This window comes from Pseudomonas sp. Z1-29 (assembly GCF_051131995.1).
Taxonomy (GTDB): Bacteria; Pseudomonadota; Gammaproteobacteria; order Pseudomonadales; family Pseudomonadaceae; genus Aquipseudomonas.
Genome location: NZ_CP071645.1, coordinates 4,285,975 through 4,306,676 on the forward strand (window position 1 = coordinate 4,285,975; position 20,702 = coordinate 4,306,676).

Genomic DNA, 20,702 nt, shown 5'->3' on the forward strand with positions numbered 1-20,702 from the left:
CTCGCACGGCTCGGTTAACATGCCCGCCATCCCTCCTTCAATCAAAGGCTGTGCCGTGTTCGTTGGCCCTTCCCGTCCAGGTTCATCACTGCTGTTGGCGCTGGTCATCAGCCCCTCCGTGGTGGCCGATGATCTGTTCGTGGACAACCAGCCCCTGCCCCAGGTACTTACCGCCACGCGCCTGAAACAGTCGCCGGCGGCGGTGCCGGGCAGCATGACCGTGCTTGACAGCGAGTTGATCAAGGCCAGCGGTGCCCGGGACATCAGCGAACTGTTGCGCCTGGTGCCGGGCATGATGGTCGGCAACCTCAGCGGCAACCAGGCCACGGTGAACTACCACGGCACCAACGCCAGCGAAGCGCGACGCATGCAAGTGCTGATCGACGGCCGCTCGGTGTACCGCGCCGGCCTCGCCACGGTGGACTGGAGTGACATTCCGGTCGCCATGGAAGACATCGACCGGATCGAAGTCTTCCGCGGCCCCAACACCGTCAGCTACGGCGCCAATGCGCTGATGGCAGTCGTCAATATCATCACCCGCGCCCCGGCAGGTAGCCACGGCACCCGGTTGAAAATGACCCGGGGCCAGCGTGGCATCAGCGACTGGTACGCCAGCCAGGGCAGCGGTTGGGAAAATGGCGATATGCGCCTGTCCTTGTCCGGCCAGGAAGACGACGGTTTCGACAGTGACCGCAACGGCGCGGACTACCGCGACAGTCGGCGCCTGAATCGCATCAACCTTTCCGTCAGCCAGGCCCTGGACGAATGGCAGAGCATCGATTGGCAACTGAGCGCCAAGGAGGGCAGCAACCAGCGGCCCTATACCTATCGCCCGGTTTTCGCCGGGATAACCGCGGCCGGGGACAACTCCGATGTCATCGCCAAGGACTACGCCGGTTCGTTGCGCTGGAACCTCGACCTGGACCCCAACCACAGTCTCTACGTACAGGGCTCGATCCAGCATTGGGATCGCCAGCAGACCTGGCGCGCCTGCGATGCCGAGGTGTCCTTCAGCCCGCAATTGACCGACCTCTGGCAGCTCAACCCGAATTACGCCGAGAAGCTGGCGCGCAATATTCCAAGCTTCCTTGGCACAGGGGCACCTGCCGGCACGGCCCAGGAGCAGGCGCTGGCCAACCAGGTGATCGATCAATGGCGCAACGGTGCCTCGCGAACCCTGTGCGGCGACATCGACCAGAGCGCCCGGGAGTCACGTTACGACCTGGAAATCCAGGACACCCTGAGCCTGTCCGATAGCCTGCGCCTGGTCACCGGGGCGAATTATCGCTACGACCGGGCCGACTCCGAGACGTACTTCAACGGCACGCTGGACGACACCACCTGGCGTCTGTTCGGCCAACTCGAATGGCGCGCCAGCGAGCATTGGCTGCTGCAGGGTGGGGCGATGTTCGAAGACACCCGCCTGACCGGCAGCTCACTGACCCCGCGAGTCGCGGTCAATTACCTGATCAACCCGCGACACGGGCTTCGGGCGGTGTACTCCGAAGCGGTGCGCTCGCCAGACATGTTCGAGAACAACGTCAACTGGAGCTACCAGGTCACCAACCTGCGGCCCGCCGCGTTCGGCCAGGACAGCGCGCGCTATTTCGTCCGCACGCGCGGCCCGGGGAACCTCGAGCAGGAGCACATGCGCTCGCGAGAGCTGGGCTACAACGGTTATTTCATGGACCTGGGCCTGACGGTGGATGTGAAGCTGTTCCATGACGAAATCACCGGCATGATCAGCGAACCGCTGCGCAACAACCAGTACATCGCCAGCAATGCCAACGACTCGCAGTTCGACGGTGCCGAGACCCAGCTCGACTGGCGCCTGACCAGCGCCGATCGCCTGCGCCTGACCTATGCCTACGTCGATGCCCAGGCCAGCAATCCTCTCGACGAACAACTGACCGCCCGCAACAGCGGCTCGGCCGGATGGCTGCACGACTGGGGCCAGGGCTGGAACAGCGCGGTTTTCTATTACGGGGCCGACGATCTCAATGGCTACCGCTACGAGCGGGTCGATACCCGCGTCGCCAAGCGGATCCCCCTGGGCAAGGCCAGCCTGGAGCTGGCGGGTATCGTGCAGCAGCGCCTCGATCACCAGCCGACCACGTTCGCCGACAATCGCTACGACGCCCGTCACGTCCTGTATTTCAGCGCGGAGCTGTCGTTCTAGATGTCTGCGGACCAACCGCGCAAGACGCCCCTCCGCGGCCGCCTGCCGCTACTCCTGTGCCTGGCGTTTGTCAGTCTGCTGACGACCCTCGATGCCCGGGCCGCCGAGATTCTCTTGACCGGCGCCCAGGATAGCCCCGGCGTGCAATCGTTCACCCAGGCCCTGCAAGCCCGACGCCCGCAAGACAACGTGCGGTTCGCGCCATTGGCCAGCCTGCCGTCGCCGGACCGTCTGCCCGGCGATGTGCGCCTGGTCCTGCTTGATCCGCCAAGCCTCGACTGGCGCCTGCAAAAAAACCACGGCCCGGCCACGCTGGTCCTGCGCATCAGTCGCTTGCAGGCATACGAACGCCTGGGCGAGGCAACGCCTGAGCGTCTGAGCCTGCTGTGGAGCGATCCGCCCATGGCGCGGCAACTGCAACTGATCCGCAGGGTGCTGCCGCAAGTGCGGCGGGTCGGCGTGCTGTTCGACCGGCACAGCGAATTCCTGCTCAAGGACATCCAGCAGGCAGCCAGGCCGCTGGGCCTGGAAATCGTCAGCGAACGCTGGGACGACAGCAGTGACAACCGTCCCTTGCAGAACCTGCTGGGCCGCAGCGACGTACTGCTGGGCCTCGATGACCCCGACCTCTACAACCCCAAGACCGTGAAAAACCTGCTGCTCAGTAGCTACGCCCGGCAACGCGCGCTGATCGGGCCAAGCGCCGCGTTTGTCAGGGCCGGCAGCCTGGCCAGCACCTACAGCGACCAGGACGACTGGCTGGCGATCCTCGACGAATTGCTCGACCGTCCCACCGCCAGCTGGCCGCGCACGCTGTATCCGGTCCGTTTCAAAGTCATGAGTAACCAGCAGGTCGCCCGCTCGCTGGGCATTGAACCGATTGATGCCGAAGCCGTCGCTGCGCAGTTGGCAGAAGGAGAACACCGCCCATGACCTTGCGTCGACGTTGGGATATCAATACCCGCACCCAGCTCATTGCGCTCGGCCCGGCATTGTTGCTGACCGTGCTGTTGATCAGCTTCTTTACCTTCGTGCGAATCCAGGACTTGCGCCAGGAGCTCAACCACACCGGGCAACTGATCGCCAACCAGCTGGCTCCGGCTGCGGAATACGGGGTGATTTCCGGCAACAACGAGGTGCTGGAAAGTTTGCTCACCGCCACCCTGGCCACCCCTCATGTACGCTTCCTGGAAGTCCAGGACCGCACGGAGCGGATCCTCGTGTACGTCGAGCAACCGGCGCAGACGCGCAACCACTCGCGGCAGGTAGAAGTGTTCCAGGCTCCGGTTCGCCTGCAACGCATTGCGCTGAACAATGACTTCCTGCAAGGCACCAGCCCGTCCACCGAGGCGCCCGGCGAAGACTACCTGGGCCGCGTGATCGTCGGCATGTCCAGCGATGCCTTCAGCGAGCGCCAGCAGGAGATCCTGCTCAAGGCCGCGATCCTGGCGTTGTTCGCCCTGCTCTTTACCTTCCTGGTGGCGCGCCGACTGGCCGCCAGCCTGTCACAGCCGATCCGCGACATCGGCAATGCGGTCAAGGCGATCCAGCAAGGCGACTACAGCACCCCGTTGCCAATCGTCGACGACGGCGAACTGGGCGCTCTGTCGCGGCACATCAACAATCTGGCCGACGGCCTCGAACAGGCCAGCCGCGAACAGCAGCAAGCCATGGCGCAGCTGATCCAGACCCGCGAGGAAGCGGAAAAGGCCAACAGCGCCAAATCGGAATTCCTGGCCATGATGAGCCATGAACTGCGCACGCCCATGAATGGCGTCCTGGGCATGTTGCAGTTGCTGGAAACCACCCAGATGACCGACGAGCAGCACGAGTACACCGCGCTGGCTTCGGAATCCACCGAGCACCTGCTGAAGGTGATCAACGACATTCTCGACTTCTCGCGCATCGAACGTTCGGCCCTGGAACTTGAACATATCGCTTTCAACCTGGCGGAACTGGTCGGCAGCTGCGCCCAGTCGTTCCAGCACAGCGCCGCGCAACGCAAGCTGGGCCTGGACCTGCTGATCCCCGACGACATGCGGGCCCTGCAAGTGCAAGGCGACCCGACGCGGATCCGCCAGATCCTGGTCAACCTGATCGGCAACGCACTGAAGTTCACCGACCAGGGGCGCGTCATCGTGCAATGCCAGTGGCAGGCGCTGGATCACGAACTGCTGTGGTTCACCTGCACGGTACGCGACAGTGGGATCGGCATCCCGGCCGACAGCCTGGAGCGCATGTTCGATGCGTTCCAGCAGGCCGACAGTTCGATTTCCCGGCGCTATGGCGGCACGGGCCTGGGCCTGCCGATCGCGCGCACCCTGGCCGAACGCATGGGCGGCACACTGCGGGCCCAGAGCGTGGAAGGCCAAGGTTCGGTGTTCACCCTGGAAATCCCGCTCGCGCTGTCCCGGCAGTCCCCACCGACCCTGGCCCCGCGCGCGCCCGGTGGCGGCAATGATGGCGAGGGCCGCAACGTCTTGCTGGTGGAAGACAATCCGGTCAACCAGACCGTGATCGAAGCCATGCTGCGCAGCCTGGGCTTCACGGTCAGCGTCGCCACCGATGGCGCCCAGGCCGTGCGCAGCGCCGAAAGCCTGATTTTCGAAGTGATCCTGATGGACTGCCGGCTCCCGGTGATCGACGGCTACGAAGCCACGCGACAGATCCGTCAGTTGCCGGGCTGTGCCGAGGTGCCCATCATCGCCCTGACGGCCAACGCGTTGCAGGGCGACCGTGAAGCCTGCCTGGCCGCAGGCATGAACGATTACCTGGCCAAGCCATTCAAAAGAATTGACCTGCAGCAGATTTTGCAGCGCTGGGTACGTTGATCCGGGGCCCCGGACCATCTGTGACTGGCGTGAAAGGCGAAAGTGCGGCAGTCTTAAGCACCCGGACAAGACTCGATCGGGAAACGAATAACAATTTCAGTGCACAGGTGTACATTCATTTTCCCGTGTGCTGTGACTTTCACTACAACGCAATAGTCTATGAGTAGGCTGCCGACTCGAGGCATGAACGCTTCGATCGGCCGGGAAGATTTGCCCCACCCTGCCGCATGGGACTATTGAGGAGCTCGCATGACCAAACAAAACGCCTTTACCCGGGAAGATCTGCTGCGCTGCAGTCGCGGTGAGCTGTTCGGCCCAGGTAACGCGCAACTGCCCGCCCCGAACATGCTGATGGTGGATCGCATCACCCATATCAGCGACGAGGGTGGCAAGTACGGCAAAGGTGAATTGGTCGCCGAGCTGGATATCACTCCGGACCTGTGGTTCTTCGCCTGCCATTTCGAAGGTGACCCGGTGATGCCGGGCTGCCTGGGCCTGGATGCCATGTGGCAACTGGTCGGCTTCTTCCTTGGCTGGCAGGGCCTGCCGGGTCGCGGTCGCGCCCTGGGTTCGGGCGAGGTGAAGTTCTTCGGTCAGGTGCTCCCGACCGCGAAGAAGATTACCTATAACATCCATATCAAACGCGTCCTCAAGGGCAAGCTGAACATGGCCATTGCCGATGGTTCGGTGGCTGTCGACGGTCGCGAGATCTACACCGCCGAAGGCCTTCGGGTCGGCGTTTTCACCTCCACTGACAACTTCTAAGGGTTATCCGCATGCGCCGCGTCGTTATCACTGGTCTGGGCATCGTTTCGTGCCTGGGCAATGACAAAGAGACCGTCTCCGCTAACCTGCGTGCAAGTCGCCCTGGCATCCGGTACAACCCGGAATACGCCGAAATGGGTCTGCGTAGCCAGGTTTCCGGCTCCATTGACCTCAATCTCGAAGAGCTGATCGATCGCAAGATCTACCGTTTCGTCGGCCACGCGGCAGCTTATGCCTACCTGGCCATGAAGGACGCAATCGCTGACTCCGGCCTGACCGACGAGCAGGTTTCCAACGTGCGCACCGGCCTGATCGCCGGTTCCGGTGGCGCGTCGACCCTGAACCAGATGGAAGCGCTGGACATCCTGCGCGAGAAAGGCGTCAAGCGCGTCGGCCCGTACCGCGTCACGCGGACCATGGGCAGCACTGTGTCGGCCTGCCTGGCCACGCCATTCAAGATCAAGGGCCTGAACTACTCGATCTCCTCCGCCTGCGCCACCAGTGCCCACTGCATTGGCACCGCGGTCGAGCAGATCCAGATGGGCAAGCAGGACATCGTCTTCGCCGGTGGCGGCGAAGAAGAACATTGGAGCCAGTCGTTCCTGTTCGACGCGATGGGCGCCTTGTCCAGCAAGCGTAACGACTCTCCGCAGACAGCTTCCCGTGCCTACGATGCCGACCGTGACGGTTTTGTCATCGCCGGCGGTGGCGGCATGGTCGTGGTCGAGGAGCTGGAACACGCCCTCGCCCGTGGCGCGAAAATCTATGCGGAAATCGTCGGCTACGGCGCCACTTCCGACGGCTACGACATGGTCGCGCCAAGCGGCGAAGGTGCCGTGCGCTGCATGCAGATGGCCATGTCCACCGTCGATACGCCAATCGACTACCTGAACACCCACGGCACCTCGACTCCGGTCGGCGACGTCGCGGAGATGAAAGGCGTACGTGAAGTGTTCGGCGACAAGGCCCCGGCCATCAGTTCCACCAAGAGCCTGTCGGGTCACTCCCTGGGCGCCGCCGGCGTTCATGAAGCGATCTACTGCATGCTGATGATGGAAGGCAACTTCATAGCCGGTTCGGCCAACATCGACGAGCTGGACCCGGAAGTGGCCGACCTGCCAATCCTGGCCAAGACTCGCGAAAATGCCACCATCAACACCGTGATGAGCAACAGCTTCGGCTTCGGTGGCACCAACGCCACCCTGGTGATGAAGCGCTGGCAGGGCCAGTAAGCCCCGCTGCTACGCCGCATACAAAAACGCCCCGACTGGTTCGGGGCGTTTTTTTGTCCGGCAAATGTGCCTGGGTTCATTTGTGGGAGCGAGCCTGCTCGCGAAAGCGGAGTGTCAGGCAACGATTCCCTGACTGTCGCCCTGCCTTCGCGAGCAGGCTCGCTCCCACATTTTTGATCTGCGCAAATGAAGGTTCAGCGCACGACAAACCGCTGCTGCGTCAGCAACCGATCACCCTGGAACACCATGAATCGCCACTCCCCCGGCACCACTTCGTGGCTTTCGGTGAATTCGTAGGCCATCACATCCTGCGGCGCGCCAGGCACCAGCTTCTGGATGACTTCGAATTTGTCATGGCGCACGCCATCGGGGGTACGGATGCCCGGGGTGAAATACAACAAGGTCAACGGCTGCTCATCGGCGACCTTGCCGGCCAGCTGGTAGCGCATGCCAAATTTGGTACCCAGCTTTGCCGGTACGCTCTCGGTCTGGCGGATCTGCTCATTGCTGCGCCGCAGGACCCGCTCGCCCGATTGCAACTCGGCTTGCGGCCCTTCGAAGACACCGTATTCCACCGGACCTTCGACACGGACTTCGGCCTGTGCCAGGCCGCAGGTCAACAACAGCGCGACCAGTGCGCTTGAACGGGTGAGATGCATAGTGCGCTCCTTGATTGAGATGAGCGCGAGGGTATGACGCGGGAGTGACAGCCTGATGACAAAGCGATGTTCGCCATGCCACCGATAGCCCAGGGACTGGCAGACCTGTGGCGAGGGAGCTTGCTCCCGCTCGGCTGCGCAGCAGTCGCCAGATTTTGGGGCTACTGCGTAGCCCAGCGGGAGCAAGCTCCCTCGCCACAAAAACGGACTTAGCGGGTCACTGAGCGCGGCAATACCGAAAGGAAGTTATCCCGCGCCACTTTCCTCGCGACATCTTCCGGCAAGGCATCAAGGAACGGGTCGAAGCTGTGCAGCTCCTTGCCCAGCTTGTTGAAGCGTCCGACCACATCAGACCCGAGCATGAAGCGCTCCGGGAAGCGCTCCACCAGTTTTACCCATTCCTCGCGGGGCTTACCCGCCTCGTCGAGCAAATACGGCGTGAGCATGCTCCAGGACAGGTCGATGAACAGATTGGGATAAGACTCAAGCATCCGCGTCAGGGTGGGCAACAGGAAATCCAGCCGAGTCTGGTGCCGATGGATTTCCATGCTGGTGCCGGCATGAGCCCAGATGAATCGCGTATGGGGATGATTGCGCAACGGCTCTTCGACCTCCGCCAGGTACAGCGCATTTTTCTCACGCTTGGAGGTGATGTTGGAATGCAGCATCACCGGCAGGTCATTTTCCGCCGCGAGGTGATAGATCCGCGTCATCGCTTCGTTGTTGGCGCGCGGTGTGTCGCCGGAGGTCAGCGCCGTCAGGTCATCATGGCGGGTGAAGACTTCGCCGATGCCTTGCCACAGCCCCGGATACAGGTCGAGCATGCGCTGGATATGAGCGTCGGAGTTCTTGTCATTGGGATTGAAGCCGGACAGGAACGGATGGAAGTACTGCCGCTGTTCGGCGGGCAGTTTGTTTACCGCGGCGGCCACAATCACATCGGTGGCGCTGTACCAATAGGCGTCGGCATCGTCACCGGCGTAATAGCGCGGGCGCTTGGGTTCGTCTTCATGCCATTTCTTGGCCACCGGCACGCCGGAGATCATCACATGCTCGATGCGATTGTCCGCCATGGCCTTGAGCAACTTGGGCATGCCGGCCGTTTCCTGGAAGAAATCGACGTAGTGCAGGTGCGCATCGCTGTAGGTGTATTCGCGAGCCACAGCGCCGGTGCTCGAAACAGCCAGCAGCCAAATGAAGATCAAACGGGTCAAAGGCACAGGCAGTCTCCGAAAAGCCATAAGCAGCATAGACCCATCCGTCCCGCCTGGGTTCAGCCAGCGCTGCCGTCCGCTGTAGCCTCGGGTTATGCTTTGCGCATTCGTCGTTCAACCTGGAAGACACCATGACCGCTCCCCTGATCGTTCGTCCCCGCGCAGAAGACGTGGAGGGCCAGCCGATTCTTCGCCCGCTGCCGTCCGCCAAATGCCGCAGCGTCGGGCCTTTCGTGTTTTTCGACCATATGTTGCAAACCACCTACCCGGCAGGCAAAGGCATGAACATCCGCCAGCACCCGCACATCGGGTTATCCACCCTCACCTACCTGTTCGAAGGGAAACTCCAGCACAAGGACAGCCTGGGTTCCGACCAGGTAGTGGATGCCGGGGATGTCAGCTGGATGACGGCGGGCAGCGCGATCGCCCATGTCGAGCGCACTCCGCAATCGTTGCTGGGCAGCGCTTTTGTCATGCATGGCCTGCAAGTCTGGCTGGCCTCGCCCCAGTCTCATGAGCAGGGACCCGGGCACTACAGCCATCATCCGGCACCGACCCTGCCGGTCACCGAGAACCTGGGCGTCAGCATCCGCATGATTGCCGGGTCAGGCTTTTGCCTGGAGTCGCCAGTACCGGTGCTCTCGCCTACGTTGTATGCCGAACTGAACCTGCAAACCGCGACGACATTGTTGATCCCCACCGAGCATGAAGAGCGCGCACTGTATGTATTGAGCGGCGAGGCACAGCTGGACGGTGAGCCGCTGGAGCCTCATTCGCTGGTCATCCTGCCGGCCGGAGAAGAGATGGCCCTGTTCGCCAGCAGCGACTGCCATGCCGTGCTGTTCGGCGGGGCACCGCTGGACGGGCCACGGCGGATGAACTGGAATTTCGTCGCCAGCGACCCGGCCCGTATCGATGAAGCCCGCCGGCGCTGGGCGGCCGGGGACTGGCCGACTGTGCCGGGTGAAAGCGAGCGGATCGAATTGCCCTGATTTCAGGGGTGTCTCATATGCAGCCATCGCGAGCAGGCTCGCTCCCACACTGGATCGGCGCGGTTCGCAGGTCTCGCGTACAACTCGATTCAATGTGGGAGCGAGCCTGCTCGCGAAAGCAATATGACAGAAGCCAGGGCAATCAGCCCTTGAACACCTCATCCAGCAAATTATGCATCGACCGGAACGCCCGCCCGGCGACCTTGGCGTTGTACATCATCTTGCCCGGCACATTGGCCTGTGGATCGGTGAAGGAATGCACCGCGCCGCCATAACTCAGCAATTGCCAGTCCACCCCAGCGGCGTTCATCTCCTCCTCGAAGGCCGGCAACTGTTCTTTCGGCACCAGCGGATCGGAGGCGCCATGCATCACCAGGACGGCGCCCTGGATATTCTGCGCATCGGCCGGGTTCGGCGTATCCAGGGTCCCGTGGAACGAGATCGCAGCCTTGAGCGGTGCGCCGCTGCGAGCCAGCTCCAGTGAACAGCAACCACCGAAGCAGAAGCCGAACGTGGCCAGTTTCGCCGTGTCGACCTGCGCTTCGCCCTGGTTCTGCAATTGCTCCAGCGCTACCTGCATGCGCTTGCGCAACAAGGCCCGGTCGTTCTTGAGCGGCATCATTGCCGCTCCCGCCTCGTCGGCGTTGCTCGGGCGCAGCGTCTGCCCGTACAGGTCGGCGATCAGCACCACGTAGCCGTTGGCGGCCACCAACCTGGCAATGTCTTCGGCCCCCGCCCCCACGCCCATCCAGTTCGGCGCCATCAGCAACCCCGGACGCGGGCCCTGCTGGTTGACGTCGAAGGCCAGGCGACCTTCATAGCTTTGCCCATCGATCTGATACACCAGTGAACGAACCGTAACCTGACTCATGACGGACTCCTTTATTGACTTAACACCAGAAATGACAAAACCCGCCTGAGCGGGTTTTGTATTCACTTGATCAAGCTGACAGCTCAACCAGCAGCTTGTTCAAACGCCGGACATAGGCCGCCGGGTCCTTCAGGCTGTCGCCGGCCGCCAGGGCCGCCTGGTCGAACAGGATGTGCGAGAGGTCGCCAAAACGCTCTTCGCTCTGCTCGTTGTCGAGTTTTTCCACCAGCGGGTGAGCCGGGTTGAATTCGAAGATCGGCTTGGAATCCGGAACCTTCTGGCCGCTGGCCTCAAGGATCTGGCGCATCTGCAGGCCGAGGTCCTGCTCGCCGATGGCCAGGATGGCCGGGGAGTCGGTCAGGCGGTGCGAGACACGCACTTCGCTGACGGCATCGCCCAACGCAGTCTTGATCCGCTCGACCAGGCCTTCCTTGCTCTTGGCGACTTCTTCGGCGGCTTTCTTGTCTTCTTCCGAATCCAGGTTGCCAAGGTCGAGGTCGCCACGGGCCACATCGACGAAGCTTTTGCCGTCGAACTCGTTGAGGTAGCTCATCAGCCACTCGTCGATGCGGTCGGTCAGCAGCAGCACTTCGATGCCTTTCTTGCGGAAGACTTCCAGGTGCGGGCTGTTCTTGACCTGCGCATAGGTTTCGCCGGTCAGGTAGTAGATCTTGTCCTGGCCTTCCTTGGCGCGGGCCAGGTAATCGGCCAGGCTGACGCTCTGCTCGCCGTCGTCACTCTGGGTCGAGGCAAAACGCAGCAGGCCGGCGATCTTCTCTTTGTTAGCGAAATCTTCGGCCGGGCCTTCTTTCATCACCTGGCCGAAGTTCTTCCAGAAGCTCTTGTATTGCTCAGGCTCGCTCTTCGCCAGCTTTTCCAGCATGTCGAGGACGCGCTTGGTCAGCGCCGACTTCATGGAGTCGATGATCGGATCTTTCTGCAGGATTTCCCGCGAAACGTTCAGCGACAGGTCATTGGAGTCCACCACACCCTTGATGAAGCGCAGGTACAGCGGCAGGAACGATTCGGCCTGGTCCATCACGAACACGCGCTGCACGTACAACTTCAGCCCGCGTGGTGCTTCGCGCTGGTACAGGTCGAATGGCGCACGGGTCGGCACGTACAGCAGCGAGCTGTATTCCAGCTTGCCTTCGACCTTGTTATGGCTCCAGCTCAGCGGGTTCTCGTAGTCGTGGGCGATGTGCTTGTAGAACTCCTGGTATTCCTCGTCCTTGATCTCGGTACGAGGACGGGTCCACAGGGCACTGGCGCGGTTGACGGTTTCCCATTCCACTTCAGGTTTTTCTTCGCCTTCGGCAGCGGTGACTTCCTTCGGCAACTCGATCGGCAGCGCGATATGGTCAGAATATTTCTTGATGATGTTGCGCAGGCGCCAGCCATCGGCGAACTCTTCTTCACCGGACTTCAGGTGCAAGACGATGCGGGTACCGCGCTCAGCCTTGTCGATGGTCGCGACTTCAAATTCGCCTTCGCCCTTGGAGGACCAGTGCACGCCTTCGCTCGCTGCGAGGCCGGCACGGCGGCTGAACACTTCGACCTGATCGGCAACGATGAACGCGGAATAAAAACCGACGCCGAACTGACCGATCAGATGGGAATCCTTCTTCTGGTCGCCCGACAGGTTTTTCATGAAATCGGCGGTGCCTGACTTGGCGATGGTGCCCAGGTGCGTGATCACCTCGTCGCGGCTCATGCCGATGCCGTTGTCTTCGAGCGTGACGGTTTTCGCGTCCTTGTCAAAGCTCACACGGATTTTCAGCTCCGCGCCGCCTTCCAGCAGTTCTGGCTTGGACAGCGCTTCGAAACGTAATTTGTCGACTGCGTCAGAGGCGTTCGAGATCAGCTCGCGAAGAAAAATTTCCTTATTCGAATACAGCGAGTGAATCATCAGGTGCAGCAGCTGCTTCACCTCGGTCTGGAAGCCCAGGGTTTCCTTTTGAGTTTCCACGCTCATGGTCATCAAACTCCAAGTGGATGGTGGTGTCCGCCTCGCTGAGATTGGCGGCGGGATGTCCACAAGGTGGGGGCACCGGTGATGATTTCAAGGGGCGGTCGGCCTGGAGGGTGCAGGGATCTTGAAATGGGCCCTAGCCGTGGCAATCGGTTCGGCTTCGGATTCCTGCCAGGCGGTGATCGCCACATTGGCCACGCGCCGGCCCTGGCGCCAGACCTGACACCGGGCATAGGTGTCACGAAACTGCCCGGCGCGCAGGTAATCCAGGGAAAAATCGATGATCTTCGGCACCCCGGTCGCACGGGTCGCAATCAGCAGATGAACGGCGGCCGACAGCTCCATGAAACCGGCAATCACCCCGCCATGGATCGCGGGCAGTAAAGGGTTACCAATGTTGTCCTTGTTGGCCGGCAGGCAAAACAGCAACTCGTCGCCCTGACGAGAACATTCGACGCCGATGAGGCGCGCATAGGGGATCGAGGCCAGCAGCAGCGCGTAGTCGCCATGCTCGCAGGCCTGGCGCAGTTGTTCCTCGGTGATATCGCTCATGGCTTTTGCGCCGCAGCCGTCAGGCCACCCTTTCCCATTCCCCGAGCGCTATCGCCCAGGCGCATGAAAGTGCCCACCACATGGGCGATGGGTTGCCCGGGATCATCCTGGTAGGCAAAACCCCGGCTGAAAATCACGTCCGGCGTGACCCTATAGCACTGTGCGAAACCATAGATGGCTTTATCAGGCATGGCCGCGTGCATGTAATCGATGCGCAGATCCAGGGTCGGGCAGACCTCGAATTGCGGCAGCACGCACAAGGTCGACATGCCGCAAGCGGTATCCATCAGCGTGGTCAGCGCTCCGCCATGGACGATGCCTGTCAGCGGATTACCGACAATGGAGGGGCTGTAGGGCAACATTACCGTCAACCCTTCGGAACTGGCGCTGTGCAGCGTCAGACCCAGCACCTGGCAATGCCTCAGCGCGGATAAAAAGCGTGTCGCACGCTCAAAAACGGAATCCTCAGCCATTTGTGTTAATGCCCTTATGTATGAAGAAGCCCAACAACCACCGTGGGCCATAAAGTTCCGCTGCGCTGCAAAGTTATATATCTAGAGCAAAAGAGGAACTTAACCCGAGGGGGCGCGCTCAAAAGGCCAGTAGTTATATCCATAAGGAGAAACACCCCATGCGTAAGACTTTTGCTATTGCCTTGATGTTGGCCGCCTCCCTCGGTCTCGCTGCCTGCGATAAAAAATCCGAGGACAAGGCTCAAGATGCCAACCAACACGCTGAACAAGCTCAGCAAGACATGAACAAAGCACAGGATAAAGTGAACGACGCGGCGAAAGAAAACGCCGAAGCTGCCAAAGCTCAGTCTGAATCGAACAGTGCCGCCCAGCAGGAACAAGCCCCTGCTACCGCGCCTAAAACCAACTGATACGGTTTCAGTGGTAAAAGAAAACCCGCCTGGTGCGGGTTTTCTTTTGCCTGCGATTTGAGAAAGCTGCGATCAAGCCGCTTCCTTGCCGGTTTCGGGCACCGGCGCTTCGGTAGGCGTGTAGACCATCACGTCCAGCACATCCGAATGAAACTCGCGTTGATACAACACAAACACCACGCCGGCGCTCATCAGCATGAACAGCCAGGGGCTGACGAACCATGCCAGCATGGTCATGCCGAAATAATAGGCACGCAAGCCGAAGTTGAACTGGTTGGCCGCCATCGAAATGACCCGCGCCGCCCTCGAAGCAAAGGCCTTGCGCTCCAGCTCGGACACATGCCGCTCGCCGATCATCGGCGCAGAACCTACCAGGACCGCGGCGAAGTTGTATTGGCGCATGCACCAGCTGAACGTGAAGAACGCGTAGACGAACACCAGCGCAAGACACAGCAGCTTCACTTCCGCCATGCCCTGGGAGGCCTGTTGTACCAGCGGCAGGTCCGCAAGCAGCGATACCGCGCGGTCAGACGCCCCGAGCACGGTCAGGATACCGGCCAGGATGATCAGCGTGCTGGAGGCGAAGAAGGACGCGTTGCGCTCCAGGTTGCCGATCACGCTGGCATCGGCAATGCGGTTGTCGCGCAGCAGCATGCGACGCATCCAGTCTTCGCGGTACAGGTGCATCACGCTGGCCAGGCACGCCGTGTCGCGGGCCTTCCAGGAGGCGTAACGGGTATAGCCGGCCCAGCAGATGATGAACCAGACGGCGGCGAGCAGATGGATCAGGTTGGCTTGGATGAATGACATGCAGTTCCCTGTGATGAAACAAAACCTGCGGCAATAATATCAGCGAACCCTGTGGGAGCGAGCCTGCTCGCGATAACGATATAACTTTCGCTTCTATGTCAGCAGTTCGGGCGCTTTCGCGAGCAGGCTCGCTCCCACAGGTCCACGGAAAAAGACACTGTCCCAATAAAAAATGCCCCGCATCGATTGATACGGGGCATTTCGTTTTACCGATGGGCCTGCTGGAAGCCGCTTACGCCAACGCTTCGCTGCGCTTGCCCAGCAGTCGATCGCAGACCACCGCGACCACCAGGGTCATGACCGAAGGGACCAGCCAGGCCAGGCCCTGGTCGCTCAACGGCAGGTGGGCCAACTGCGTCGGCAGCCAATCCGCCAGCCCGGCGCCCTTGAGGGCGTCGATCAAGCCGAACAGGAACGACACCAGCATGACCGGGCCGACGATCCGCCCCTGCTCATGCCAGAAGTCTTTGCAGAAGCTCAGGGCGACCAATGCGATGCAAGGTGGATAGATCGCGGTGAGGACCGGAATCGAGAAAGCGATCAGCTTGGTCAGCCCGAGGTTGGACACCAGCAGCGAAAACGCCGCCAGGATGATCACCAGCGTCTTGTAGGACAGCGGCAGGACGCGGCTGAAGTACTCGGCGCAGGCGCAGGTCAGGCCAACCGCCGTCACCAGGCACGCCAGGGAGATCAGTACCGCAAGGAAGCCGCTGCCCAGGCTGCCGAAGGTATGTTGCACGTAGGCATGCAGGACGGCCGCGCCGTTGGTCGCGCCCGCGGCGACTTCATGGCTGCCCGAACCCAGGCGGAACAGGCTGACATAGACCAGCGCCAACCCCACCCCGGCGATAAGCCCGGCGATGATGGCGTAGCGGGTGATCAAGGCCGGAGACTCGACCCCTCGGGAACGGATGGCGTTGACGATGACGATGCCGAACACCAAGGCACCGAGGGTATCCATGGTCAGGTAGCCATTGATGAAGCCTTGGGAAAACGGCGCCGCCACGTATTCGGGAGTCGCCACGCCGATGTCGCCCGCCGGCAAGGCAAACGCGGCGATGCCCAGCACCGCCAGGGCGATGATTTTCAGCGGCGCGAGAAAGCGCCCGACGGTGTCCAGCAAGCGGCCCGGATAAAGCGAGATGAAGAACACCACCAGAAAGTACACCGCGCTGTACAGGAACAACGCCAACGGGCTCTCGCCGGTCAGCGGTGCCAGGCCGACTTCGAACGATACGGTGGCGGTTCGCGGGGTGGCGAATAGCGGGCCGACCGCCAGGTAGCACACCGCTGCCAGCAAACCACCGGCGATCTTGCCGATGGGGCTGCTCAAGGCGTCCATCGCGCCACCGACCTTGGCCAGCGCAACGACCGTGATCACCGGCAGCCCGACCGCCGTGATGAGAAAGCCCAGCGCCGCCATCCAGACATGAGGCCCGGACTGCAAACCGACGATAGGCGGAAAGATGATGTTGCCGGCCCCGACGAACAGGGCAAATGTCATGAAACCAAGCGCCAGGATGTCCTGGCCTTTCAACACTTTCATTAAGGAAACCACACTACTGAATCGGAATTTAGAGAGGGATTTCCCTTATGGGTGAGGGAAATGCTGCCGATCCGTATGAGACCGACCCGTTTAGCGCGTCGCTTCCTTGTGGGCAGCGGTCGCAAAAATGGCTGCTAGCCTAACGAATTCAAGTGAAAAACGCACTGTTACAGGGCGAACTATCCGATACACGACATTGCTGTGTCGCATTTACGTATCTATTTTTCCACCAGGCCGCAGCAATGCCCCCCGTGGCGAGGGAGCTTGCTCCCGCTGGGCTGCGCAGCAGCCCTCATTCAGGCGCCTGTATTTATGCAGACAAAAATGCGCTGTCCAGTTTACGACTGCTACGCAGCCGAGCGGGAGCAAGCTCCCTCGCCACAAGAGCGAACCAGAAACGACAAAGGCCACCCGAAGGTGGCCTTTGTTGCTGGAACGAAGGGTCAGCCGAAGCTTACTTCTTCATTTCCCAGCCAGTCAGCTCGGCCAGGGCCTTGCCGATGTCTGCCAGCGAACGCACGGTTTTCACGCCTGCGTCTTGCAGCGCAGCGAACTTCTCGTCCGCAGTGCCTTTGCCGCCGGAGATGATTGCACCCGCATGGCCCATGCGCTTGCCCGCAGGGGCAGTCACACCAGCGATGTAGGAAACGACCGGCTTGGTCACGTTTGCCTTGATGTAGGCAGCGGCTTCTTCTTCAGCGGAACCGCCGATCTCACCGATCATGACGATCGCTTCGGTCTTCGGGTCTTCCTGGAACAGCTTCAGGATGTCGATGAAGTTGGAGCCTGGGATCGGGTCACCGCCGATGCCGACGCAAGTGGACTGACCGAAACCGGCGTCAGTGGTCTGCTTCACGGCTTCGTAGGTCAGGGTGCCGGAACGGGAAACGATACCGACCTTGCCTGGCAAGTGAATGTGACCTGGCATGATGCCGATCTTGCATTCGCCTGGAGTGATCACGCCTGGGCAGTTAGGGCCGATCAGGGTAACACCCAGTTCGTCGCACTTGACCTTGGCATCCAGCATGTCCAGGGTAGGAATGCCTTCGGTGATGCAAACGATCAGCTTGATGCCGCCGAATGCTGCTTCCAGGATGGAGTCCTTGCAGAAAGGAGCTGGAACGTAGATCACGCTGGCGGTGGCGCCAGTGGCAGCTACAGCGTCTTTCACGGTGTTGAACACTGGCAGGCCCAGGTGCTCGGTGCCGCCTTTGCCCGGCGTTACACCGCCGACCATCTGGGTGCCGTATTCGATGGCTTGCTGGGTGTGGAAGCTACCTTGCGAACCGGTAATGCCCTGGCAGATAACCTTGGTGTCTTTGTTGATCAGGACGCTCATTATTTGCCCTCCGCAGCTTTGACGACTTGTTGAGCAGCGTCGGTCAGGCTGGTAGCAGCGATGATGTTCAAACCGCTTTCTGCCAGTACTTTAGCGCCCAGTTCAGCGTTGTTGCCTTCAAGGCGCACAACAACCGGGATTTTCACGCCGACTTCTTTCACGGCGCCAATGATGCCTTCGGCAATCATGTCGCAGCGAACGATGCCGCCGAAGATGTTGACCAGTACTGCAGCGACGTTGGAGTCGGACAGGATGATCTTGAACGCTTCGGTAACGCGTTCCTTGGTAGCACCGCCGCCCACGTCGAGGAAGTTGGCTGGCTTGCCGCCATGCAGGTTGACGATGTCCATGGTACCCATGGCCAGGCCGGCACCGTTGACCATGCAGCCGATGTTGCCTTCCAGCGCTACGTAGTTCAGTTCGAACTTGGCAGCGTGCGCTTCGCGCGGATCGTCCTGCGACGGATCGTGGAAAGTCTTCAGCTTAGGCTGACGGTACATGGCGTTGGCGTCGATGTTGATCTTGGCATCGAGGCAGTGCAGATCGCCGTCGGCCTTGATCACCAGCGGGTTCACTTCCAGCAGGGCCAGATCGTGATCCTGGAACAGTTTGGCCAGACCCACGAAGATCTTGGCGAACTGGGCAACCTGCTTGCCTTCCAGGCCCAGCTGGAAAGCCAGCTCGCGACCCTGGAATGGCTGTGCGCCAACCAGTGGATCGATGGTGGCCTTGAGGATTTTTTCAGGGGTGTCGTGAGCGATTTTCTCGATGTCCACGCCACCTTCGGTGGAAGCCATGAACACGATACGACGGCTCGAACGGTCAACGACAGCGCCCAGGTACAGCTCTTTAGCGATATCAGTGCACGATTCAACCAGGATCTTGGTGACTGGCTGACCGTTGGCGTCAGTCTGGTAAGTCACCAGACGCTTGCCCAGCCACTGCTGCGCGAAGGCTTTGGCGTCTTCTTTGCTGCGAACCAGCTTGACGCCGCCCGCTTTACCGCGACCACCGGCGTGAACCTGGGCTTTGACGACCCATTCGCTGCCGCCGATCTTGTCGCAAGCTTCTGCTGCCGCTTCCGGGGTGTCTACCGCGTAACCGGTGGATACTGGCAGGCCGTACTCAGCGAACAGCTGCTTACCCTGATACTCGTGAAGATTCATGCTTATTACCGTCTTCGTTAGGTACTGCGCATTCGGTGCTGCACCGTTGTGGTGCCGCACCACCTGTGACTGCTGCTTGCGTAGCGTTCCGGTTAACCGGTGCCGCTACGCAAGACTGCGTCCAGCGGACATTCCGCGGTGAGTCTTGCACGCAAGGCTCGCGACGGGCCGCACCGCCGTGGTTTCTTATTATCCGTTAACGCTTCTTGCGGTTGGCCACGTGGATGGCGCCGCCATTCACGGCCAGGGCCGCTTCGTGCAAGGCTTCGGACAGGGTCGGATGGGAGAAGACCATCATGCCCAGGTCTTCAGCGCTGGTGCCGAATTCCATACCGATCGCGCCTTGCTGTACCAGCTCGGCAGCGCTTGGGCCAATGACGTGAACGCCCAATACGCGGTCGGTCTTGGCGTCGGCGATGACTTTCACGAAACCGCCGGTGTCGTTGGCTGCCATGGCGCGGCCGCTGGCGGCGAACGGGAAGGTGCCGACGTTAACTTCAACGCCTTCGGCTTTCAAGGCCTGCTCGGTTTTACCGACCCATGCGATTTCCGGGTGGGTGTAGATAACCGATGGGATCAGGTCGTAGTTCATCTGGGCCTTGTGGCCCTTGATGCGCTCGACAACCATGATCCCTTCTTCGGACGCCTTGTGCGCCAGCATCATGCCGCGAACCACGTCACCGATGGCGAAGACGCCCGGTACGGCGGTTGCGCAATGGTCATCGACCGCGATGAAGCCGCGCTCGTCGATTTCCACGCCGCAGTCGGCGGCCAGCAGGTCAGTGGTCACCGGACGACGGCCGACCGCTACGATCAGCTTGTCGAACGTGATGGTCTGTTCGCCGTTGGCGTCGGTGTAGTTGACCACGACTTCTTCGCCGTTGACCTTGGAGCCGGTCACGCGAGCGCCCAGCTTGATGTCCAGGCCTTGCTTGGTCAGGGTTTTCAGCGCTTCCTTGGAAACCGCGGTGTCGGCGGCCATCAGGAAGGTGTCGAGGGCTTCGAGCACGGTCACTTCAGCGCCCAGGCGCGACCATACCGAACCCAGCTCCAGGCCGATCACGCCAGCGCCGATCACGCCCAGGCGTTTTGGCACGGTCTGGAATTCCAGGGCACCGGTGGAGTCGACGATGACGTTCTGGTCGACCGGAGCCGGCGGGATGTCGATCGGACGCGAGCCTGGCGCCAGGATGACGTTTTCGGCTTCGATCACTTCAACCGAGCCGTCTGGCTTGGTTACTTCGACTTTCTTGCCCAGCAGCAGCTTGCCGTGGCCTTCGATGGAAGTCACGCCGTTGGCCTTGAACAGGGTGGCAACACCGCTGGTCAGGTTCTTGACGATGCCGGCCTTGCGGCCAACCATCGCGGCGACGTCCATTTTCACTTCACCGGTAGAGATACCGTGAACGTTGAAGCTTTCTTTCGCTTCCTTGTATTTCCAGGAGCTGTCCAGCAGCGCCTTGGAAGGAATGCAACCGACGTTCAGGCAAGTACCGCCCAAGGCTTGCTTGCCTTCCTTGTCGGTGTATTTCTCGATGCAGGCAGTGGTAAGGCCCAGTTGCGCAGCCTTGATGGCCGCTACGTAGCCGCCAGGGCCCGCACCAATCACTACCACGTCGAATTTCTGAGTCATGAGTCATTCCTTTTCGAATCAAACCGGACGGTCACTTGTGGTGACCGTCGAGGGACGA

The 20,702-nt window shown here is 61.1% G+C and carries 18 protein-coding genes; 7 read left to right on the forward strand and 11 right to left on the reverse strand.

Annotated elements, in window-relative coordinates; genetic code table 11:
* The first annotated feature begins 19 nt into the window (after window positions 1-19).
* From J3P84_RS19415 to fabB, 5 genes are all read left to right on the forward strand, one after another.
* Entirely contained in the window at window positions 20-2,179 is a 2,160-nt protein-coding gene (locus J3P84_RS19415; RefSeq protein ID WP_434625220.1) for a TonB-dependent receptor plug domain-containing protein, read from the forward strand.
* Complete coding sequence (locus J3P84_RS19420) at window positions 2,180-3,112, forward strand: ABC transporter substrate-binding protein (protein WP_305496092.1); 933 nt, start codon at window positions 2,180-2,182, stop codon at window positions 3,110-3,112.
* On the forward strand, window positions 3,109-5,010 hold the full coding sequence (locus J3P84_RS19425) for an ATP-binding protein (protein WP_434625222.1): 1,902 nt from the start codon (window positions 3,109-3,111) through the stop codon (window positions 5,008-5,010). Before J3P84_RS19420 ends, J3P84_RS19425 begins: the two co-directional genes overlap by 4 nt.
* 249 nt (window positions 5,011-5,259) lie before the next feature.
* On the forward strand, window positions 5,260-5,775 hold the full coding sequence (gene fabA, locus J3P84_RS19430) for a 3-hydroxyacyl-[acyl-carrier-protein] dehydratase FabA (RefSeq protein ID WP_030138344.1): 516 nt from the start codon (window positions 5,260-5,262) through the stop codon (window positions 5,773-5,775).
* 11 nt (window positions 5,776-5,786) lie between these two features.
* A complete protein-coding gene (fabB, locus tag J3P84_RS19435) occupies window positions 5,787-7,007 on the forward strand; it encodes a beta-ketoacyl-ACP synthase I (protein ID WP_434625224.1) in 1,221 nt (406 codons plus the stop codon).
* Window positions 7,008-7,201: 194 nt separating this feature from the next.
* On the opposite strand, the gene J3P84_RS19440 is transcribed toward fabB, so the two are convergent.
* Window positions 7,202-7,666 carry a DUF3859 domain-containing protein gene (locus tag J3P84_RS19440; RefSeq protein ID WP_134925307.1) on the reverse strand — a complete coding sequence of 155 codons (465 nt, stop codon included), beginning with the start codon at window positions 7,664-7,666 and terminating at the stop codon, window positions 7,202-7,204.
* A gap of 209 nt (window positions 7,667-7,875) precedes the next feature.
* A complete protein-coding gene (locus tag J3P84_RS19445; RefSeq protein WP_434631437.1) occupies window positions 7,876-8,892 on the reverse strand; it encodes an amidohydrolase family protein in 1,017 nt (338 codons plus the stop codon).
* Window positions 8,893-9,011: 119 nt separating this feature from the next.
* Here J3P84_RS19445 and J3P84_RS19450 point away from each other — a divergent pair, with 119 nt between their 5' ends.
* On the forward strand, window positions 9,012-9,872 hold the full coding sequence (locus J3P84_RS19450; RefSeq protein WP_434625226.1) for a pirin family protein: 861 nt from the start codon (window positions 9,012-9,014) through the stop codon (window positions 9,870-9,872).
* A gap of 142 nt (window positions 9,873-10,014) precedes the next feature.
* Here the strand turns inward: J3P84_RS19450 and J3P84_RS19455 are convergent, their stop codons facing one another.
* The 4 genes from J3P84_RS19455 to J3P84_RS19470 form a co-directional block, all read right to left on the reverse strand.
* The gene (locus J3P84_RS19455) at window positions 10,015-10,743 is read right to left on the reverse strand and encodes a dienelactone hydrolase family protein (RefSeq protein ID WP_434625228.1); all 729 of its coding nucleotides are present in this window, start codon (window positions 10,741-10,743) and stop codon (window positions 10,015-10,017) included.
* Between the two features lie 70 nt (window positions 10,744-10,813).
* Window positions 10,814-12,718, reverse strand: coding sequence for a molecular chaperone HtpG (gene htpG, locus J3P84_RS19460; protein WP_434625230.1), 1,905 nt, complete (start codon window positions 12,716-12,718; stop codon window positions 10,814-10,816).
* A gap of 87 nt (window positions 12,719-12,805) precedes the next feature.
* Complete coding sequence (locus tag J3P84_RS19465; protein ID WP_434625232.1) at window positions 12,806-13,267, reverse strand: PaaI family thioesterase; 462 nt, start codon at window positions 13,265-13,267, stop codon at window positions 12,806-12,808.
* On the reverse strand, window positions 13,264-13,740 hold the full coding sequence (locus tag J3P84_RS19470; RefSeq protein WP_434625234.1) for a PaaI family thioesterase: 477 nt from the start codon (window positions 13,738-13,740) through the stop codon (window positions 13,264-13,266). Before J3P84_RS19470 ends, J3P84_RS19465 begins: the two co-directional genes overlap by 4 nt.
* A 158-nt stretch (window positions 13,741-13,898) precedes the next feature.
* Here J3P84_RS19470 and J3P84_RS19475 point away from each other — a divergent pair, with 158 nt between their 5' ends.
* On the forward strand, window positions 13,899-14,150 hold the full coding sequence (locus J3P84_RS19475) for a hypothetical protein (RefSeq protein WP_030138335.1): 252 nt from the start codon (window positions 13,899-13,901) through the stop codon (window positions 14,148-14,150).
* Window positions 14,151-14,222: 72 nt separating this feature from the next.
* Here J3P84_RS19475 and J3P84_RS19480 read toward each other — a convergent pair whose 3' ends face one another.
* The 5 genes from J3P84_RS19480 to lpdA form a co-directional block, all read right to left on the reverse strand.
* On the reverse strand, window positions 14,223-14,960 hold the full coding sequence (locus J3P84_RS19480; protein ID WP_434603187.1) for a DUF599 domain-containing protein: 738 nt from the start codon (window positions 14,958-14,960) through the stop codon (window positions 14,223-14,225).
* Window positions 14,961-15,192: 232 nt separating this feature from the next.
* Complete coding sequence (brnQ, locus tag J3P84_RS19485) at window positions 15,193-16,506, reverse strand: branched-chain amino acid transport system II carrier protein (protein WP_305496103.1); 1,314 nt, start codon at window positions 16,504-16,506, stop codon at window positions 15,193-15,195.
* A 454-nt stretch (window positions 16,507-16,960) separates the two neighbouring features.
* Window positions 16,961-17,845, reverse strand: coding sequence for a succinate--CoA ligase subunit alpha (gene sucD, locus J3P84_RS19490; protein ID WP_305496104.1), 885 nt, complete (start codon window positions 17,843-17,845; stop codon window positions 16,961-16,963).
* Entirely contained in the window at window positions 17,845-19,011 is a 1,167-nt protein-coding gene (gene sucC / locus J3P84_RS19495) for an ADP-forming succinate--CoA ligase subunit beta (RefSeq protein ID WP_305496105.1), read from the reverse strand. The genes sucD and sucC overlap by 1 nt, the downstream gene beginning before the upstream one ends.
* A gap of 196 nt (window positions 19,012-19,207) precedes the next feature.
* Window positions 19,208-20,644, reverse strand: a complete 1,437-nt coding sequence (gene lpdA, locus J3P84_RS19500) for a dihydrolipoyl dehydrogenase (protein WP_434569407.1) — start codon at window positions 20,642-20,644, stop codon at window positions 19,208-19,210.
* Between the last annotated feature and the right edge of the window lie 58 nt (window positions 20,645-20,702).

What these genes read in the sequence shown, in the direction of transcription:
- J3P84_RS19465 (WP_434625232.1), bottom strand. Translation starts at nt 13,267, where the DNA reads ATGAGCGATATCACCGAGGAACAACTGCGCCAGGCCTGCGAGCATGGC.
- J3P84_RS19450 (WP_434625226.1), top strand. Translation starts at nt 9,012, where the DNA reads ATGACCGCTCCCCTGATCGTTCGTCCCCGCGCAGAAGACGTGGAGGGC.
- lpdA (WP_434569407.1), bottom strand. Translation starts at nt 20,644, where the DNA reads ATGACTCAGAAATTCGACGTGGTAGTGATTGGTGCGGGCCCTGGCGGC.
- brnQ (WP_305496103.1), bottom strand. Translation starts at nt 16,506, where the DNA reads ATGAAAGTGTTGAAAGGCCAGGACATCCTGGCGCTTGGTTTCATGACA.
- J3P84_RS19470 (WP_434625234.1), bottom strand. Translation starts at nt 13,740, where the DNA reads ATGGCTGAGGATTCCGTTTTTGAGCGTGCGACACGCTTTTTATCCGCG.
- sucD (WP_305496104.1), bottom strand. Translation starts at nt 17,845, where the DNA reads ATGAGCGTCCTGATCAACAAAGACACCAAGGTTATCTGCCAGGGCATT.
- sucC (WP_305496105.1), bottom strand. Translation starts at nt 19,011, where the DNA reads ATGAATCTTCACGAGTATCAGGGTAAGCAGCTGTTCGCTGAGTACGGC.
- J3P84_RS19480 (WP_434603187.1), bottom strand. Translation starts at nt 14,960, where the DNA reads ATGTCATTCATCCAAGCCAACCTGATCCATCTGCTCGCCGCCGTCTGG.
- J3P84_RS19425 (WP_434625222.1), top strand. Translation starts at nt 3,109, where the DNA reads ATGACCTTGCGTCGACGTTGGGATATCAATACCCGCACCCAGCTCATT.
- J3P84_RS19420 (WP_305496092.1), top strand. Translation starts at nt 2,180, where the DNA reads ATGTCTGCGGACCAACCGCGCAAGACGCCCCTCCGCGGCCGCCTGCCG.
- J3P84_RS19440 (WP_134925307.1), bottom strand. Translation starts at nt 7,666, where the DNA reads ATGCATCTCACCCGTTCAAGCGCACTGGTCGCGCTGTTGTTGACCTGC.
- fabB (WP_434625224.1), top strand. Translation starts at nt 5,787, where the DNA reads ATGCGCCGCGTCGTTATCACTGGTCTGGGCATCGTTTCGTGCCTGGGC.
- J3P84_RS19475 (WP_030138335.1), top strand. Translation starts at nt 13,899, where the DNA reads ATGCGTAAGACTTTTGCTATTGCCTTGATGTTGGCCGCCTCCCTCGGT.
- htpG (WP_434625230.1), bottom strand. Translation starts at nt 12,718, where the DNA reads ATGAGCGTGGAAACTCAAAAGGAAACCCTGGGCTTCCAGACCGAGGTG.
- J3P84_RS19455 (WP_434625228.1), bottom strand. Translation starts at nt 10,743, where the DNA reads ATGAGTCAGGTTACGGTTCGTTCACTGGTGTATCAGATCGATGGGCAA.
- fabA (WP_030138344.1), top strand. Translation starts at nt 5,260, where the DNA reads ATGACCAAACAAAACGCCTTTACCCGGGAAGATCTGCTGCGCTGCAGT.
- J3P84_RS19415 (WP_434625220.1), top strand. Translation starts at nt 20, where the DNA reads ATGCCCGCCATCCCTCCTTCAATCAAAGGCTGTGCCGTGTTCGTTGGC.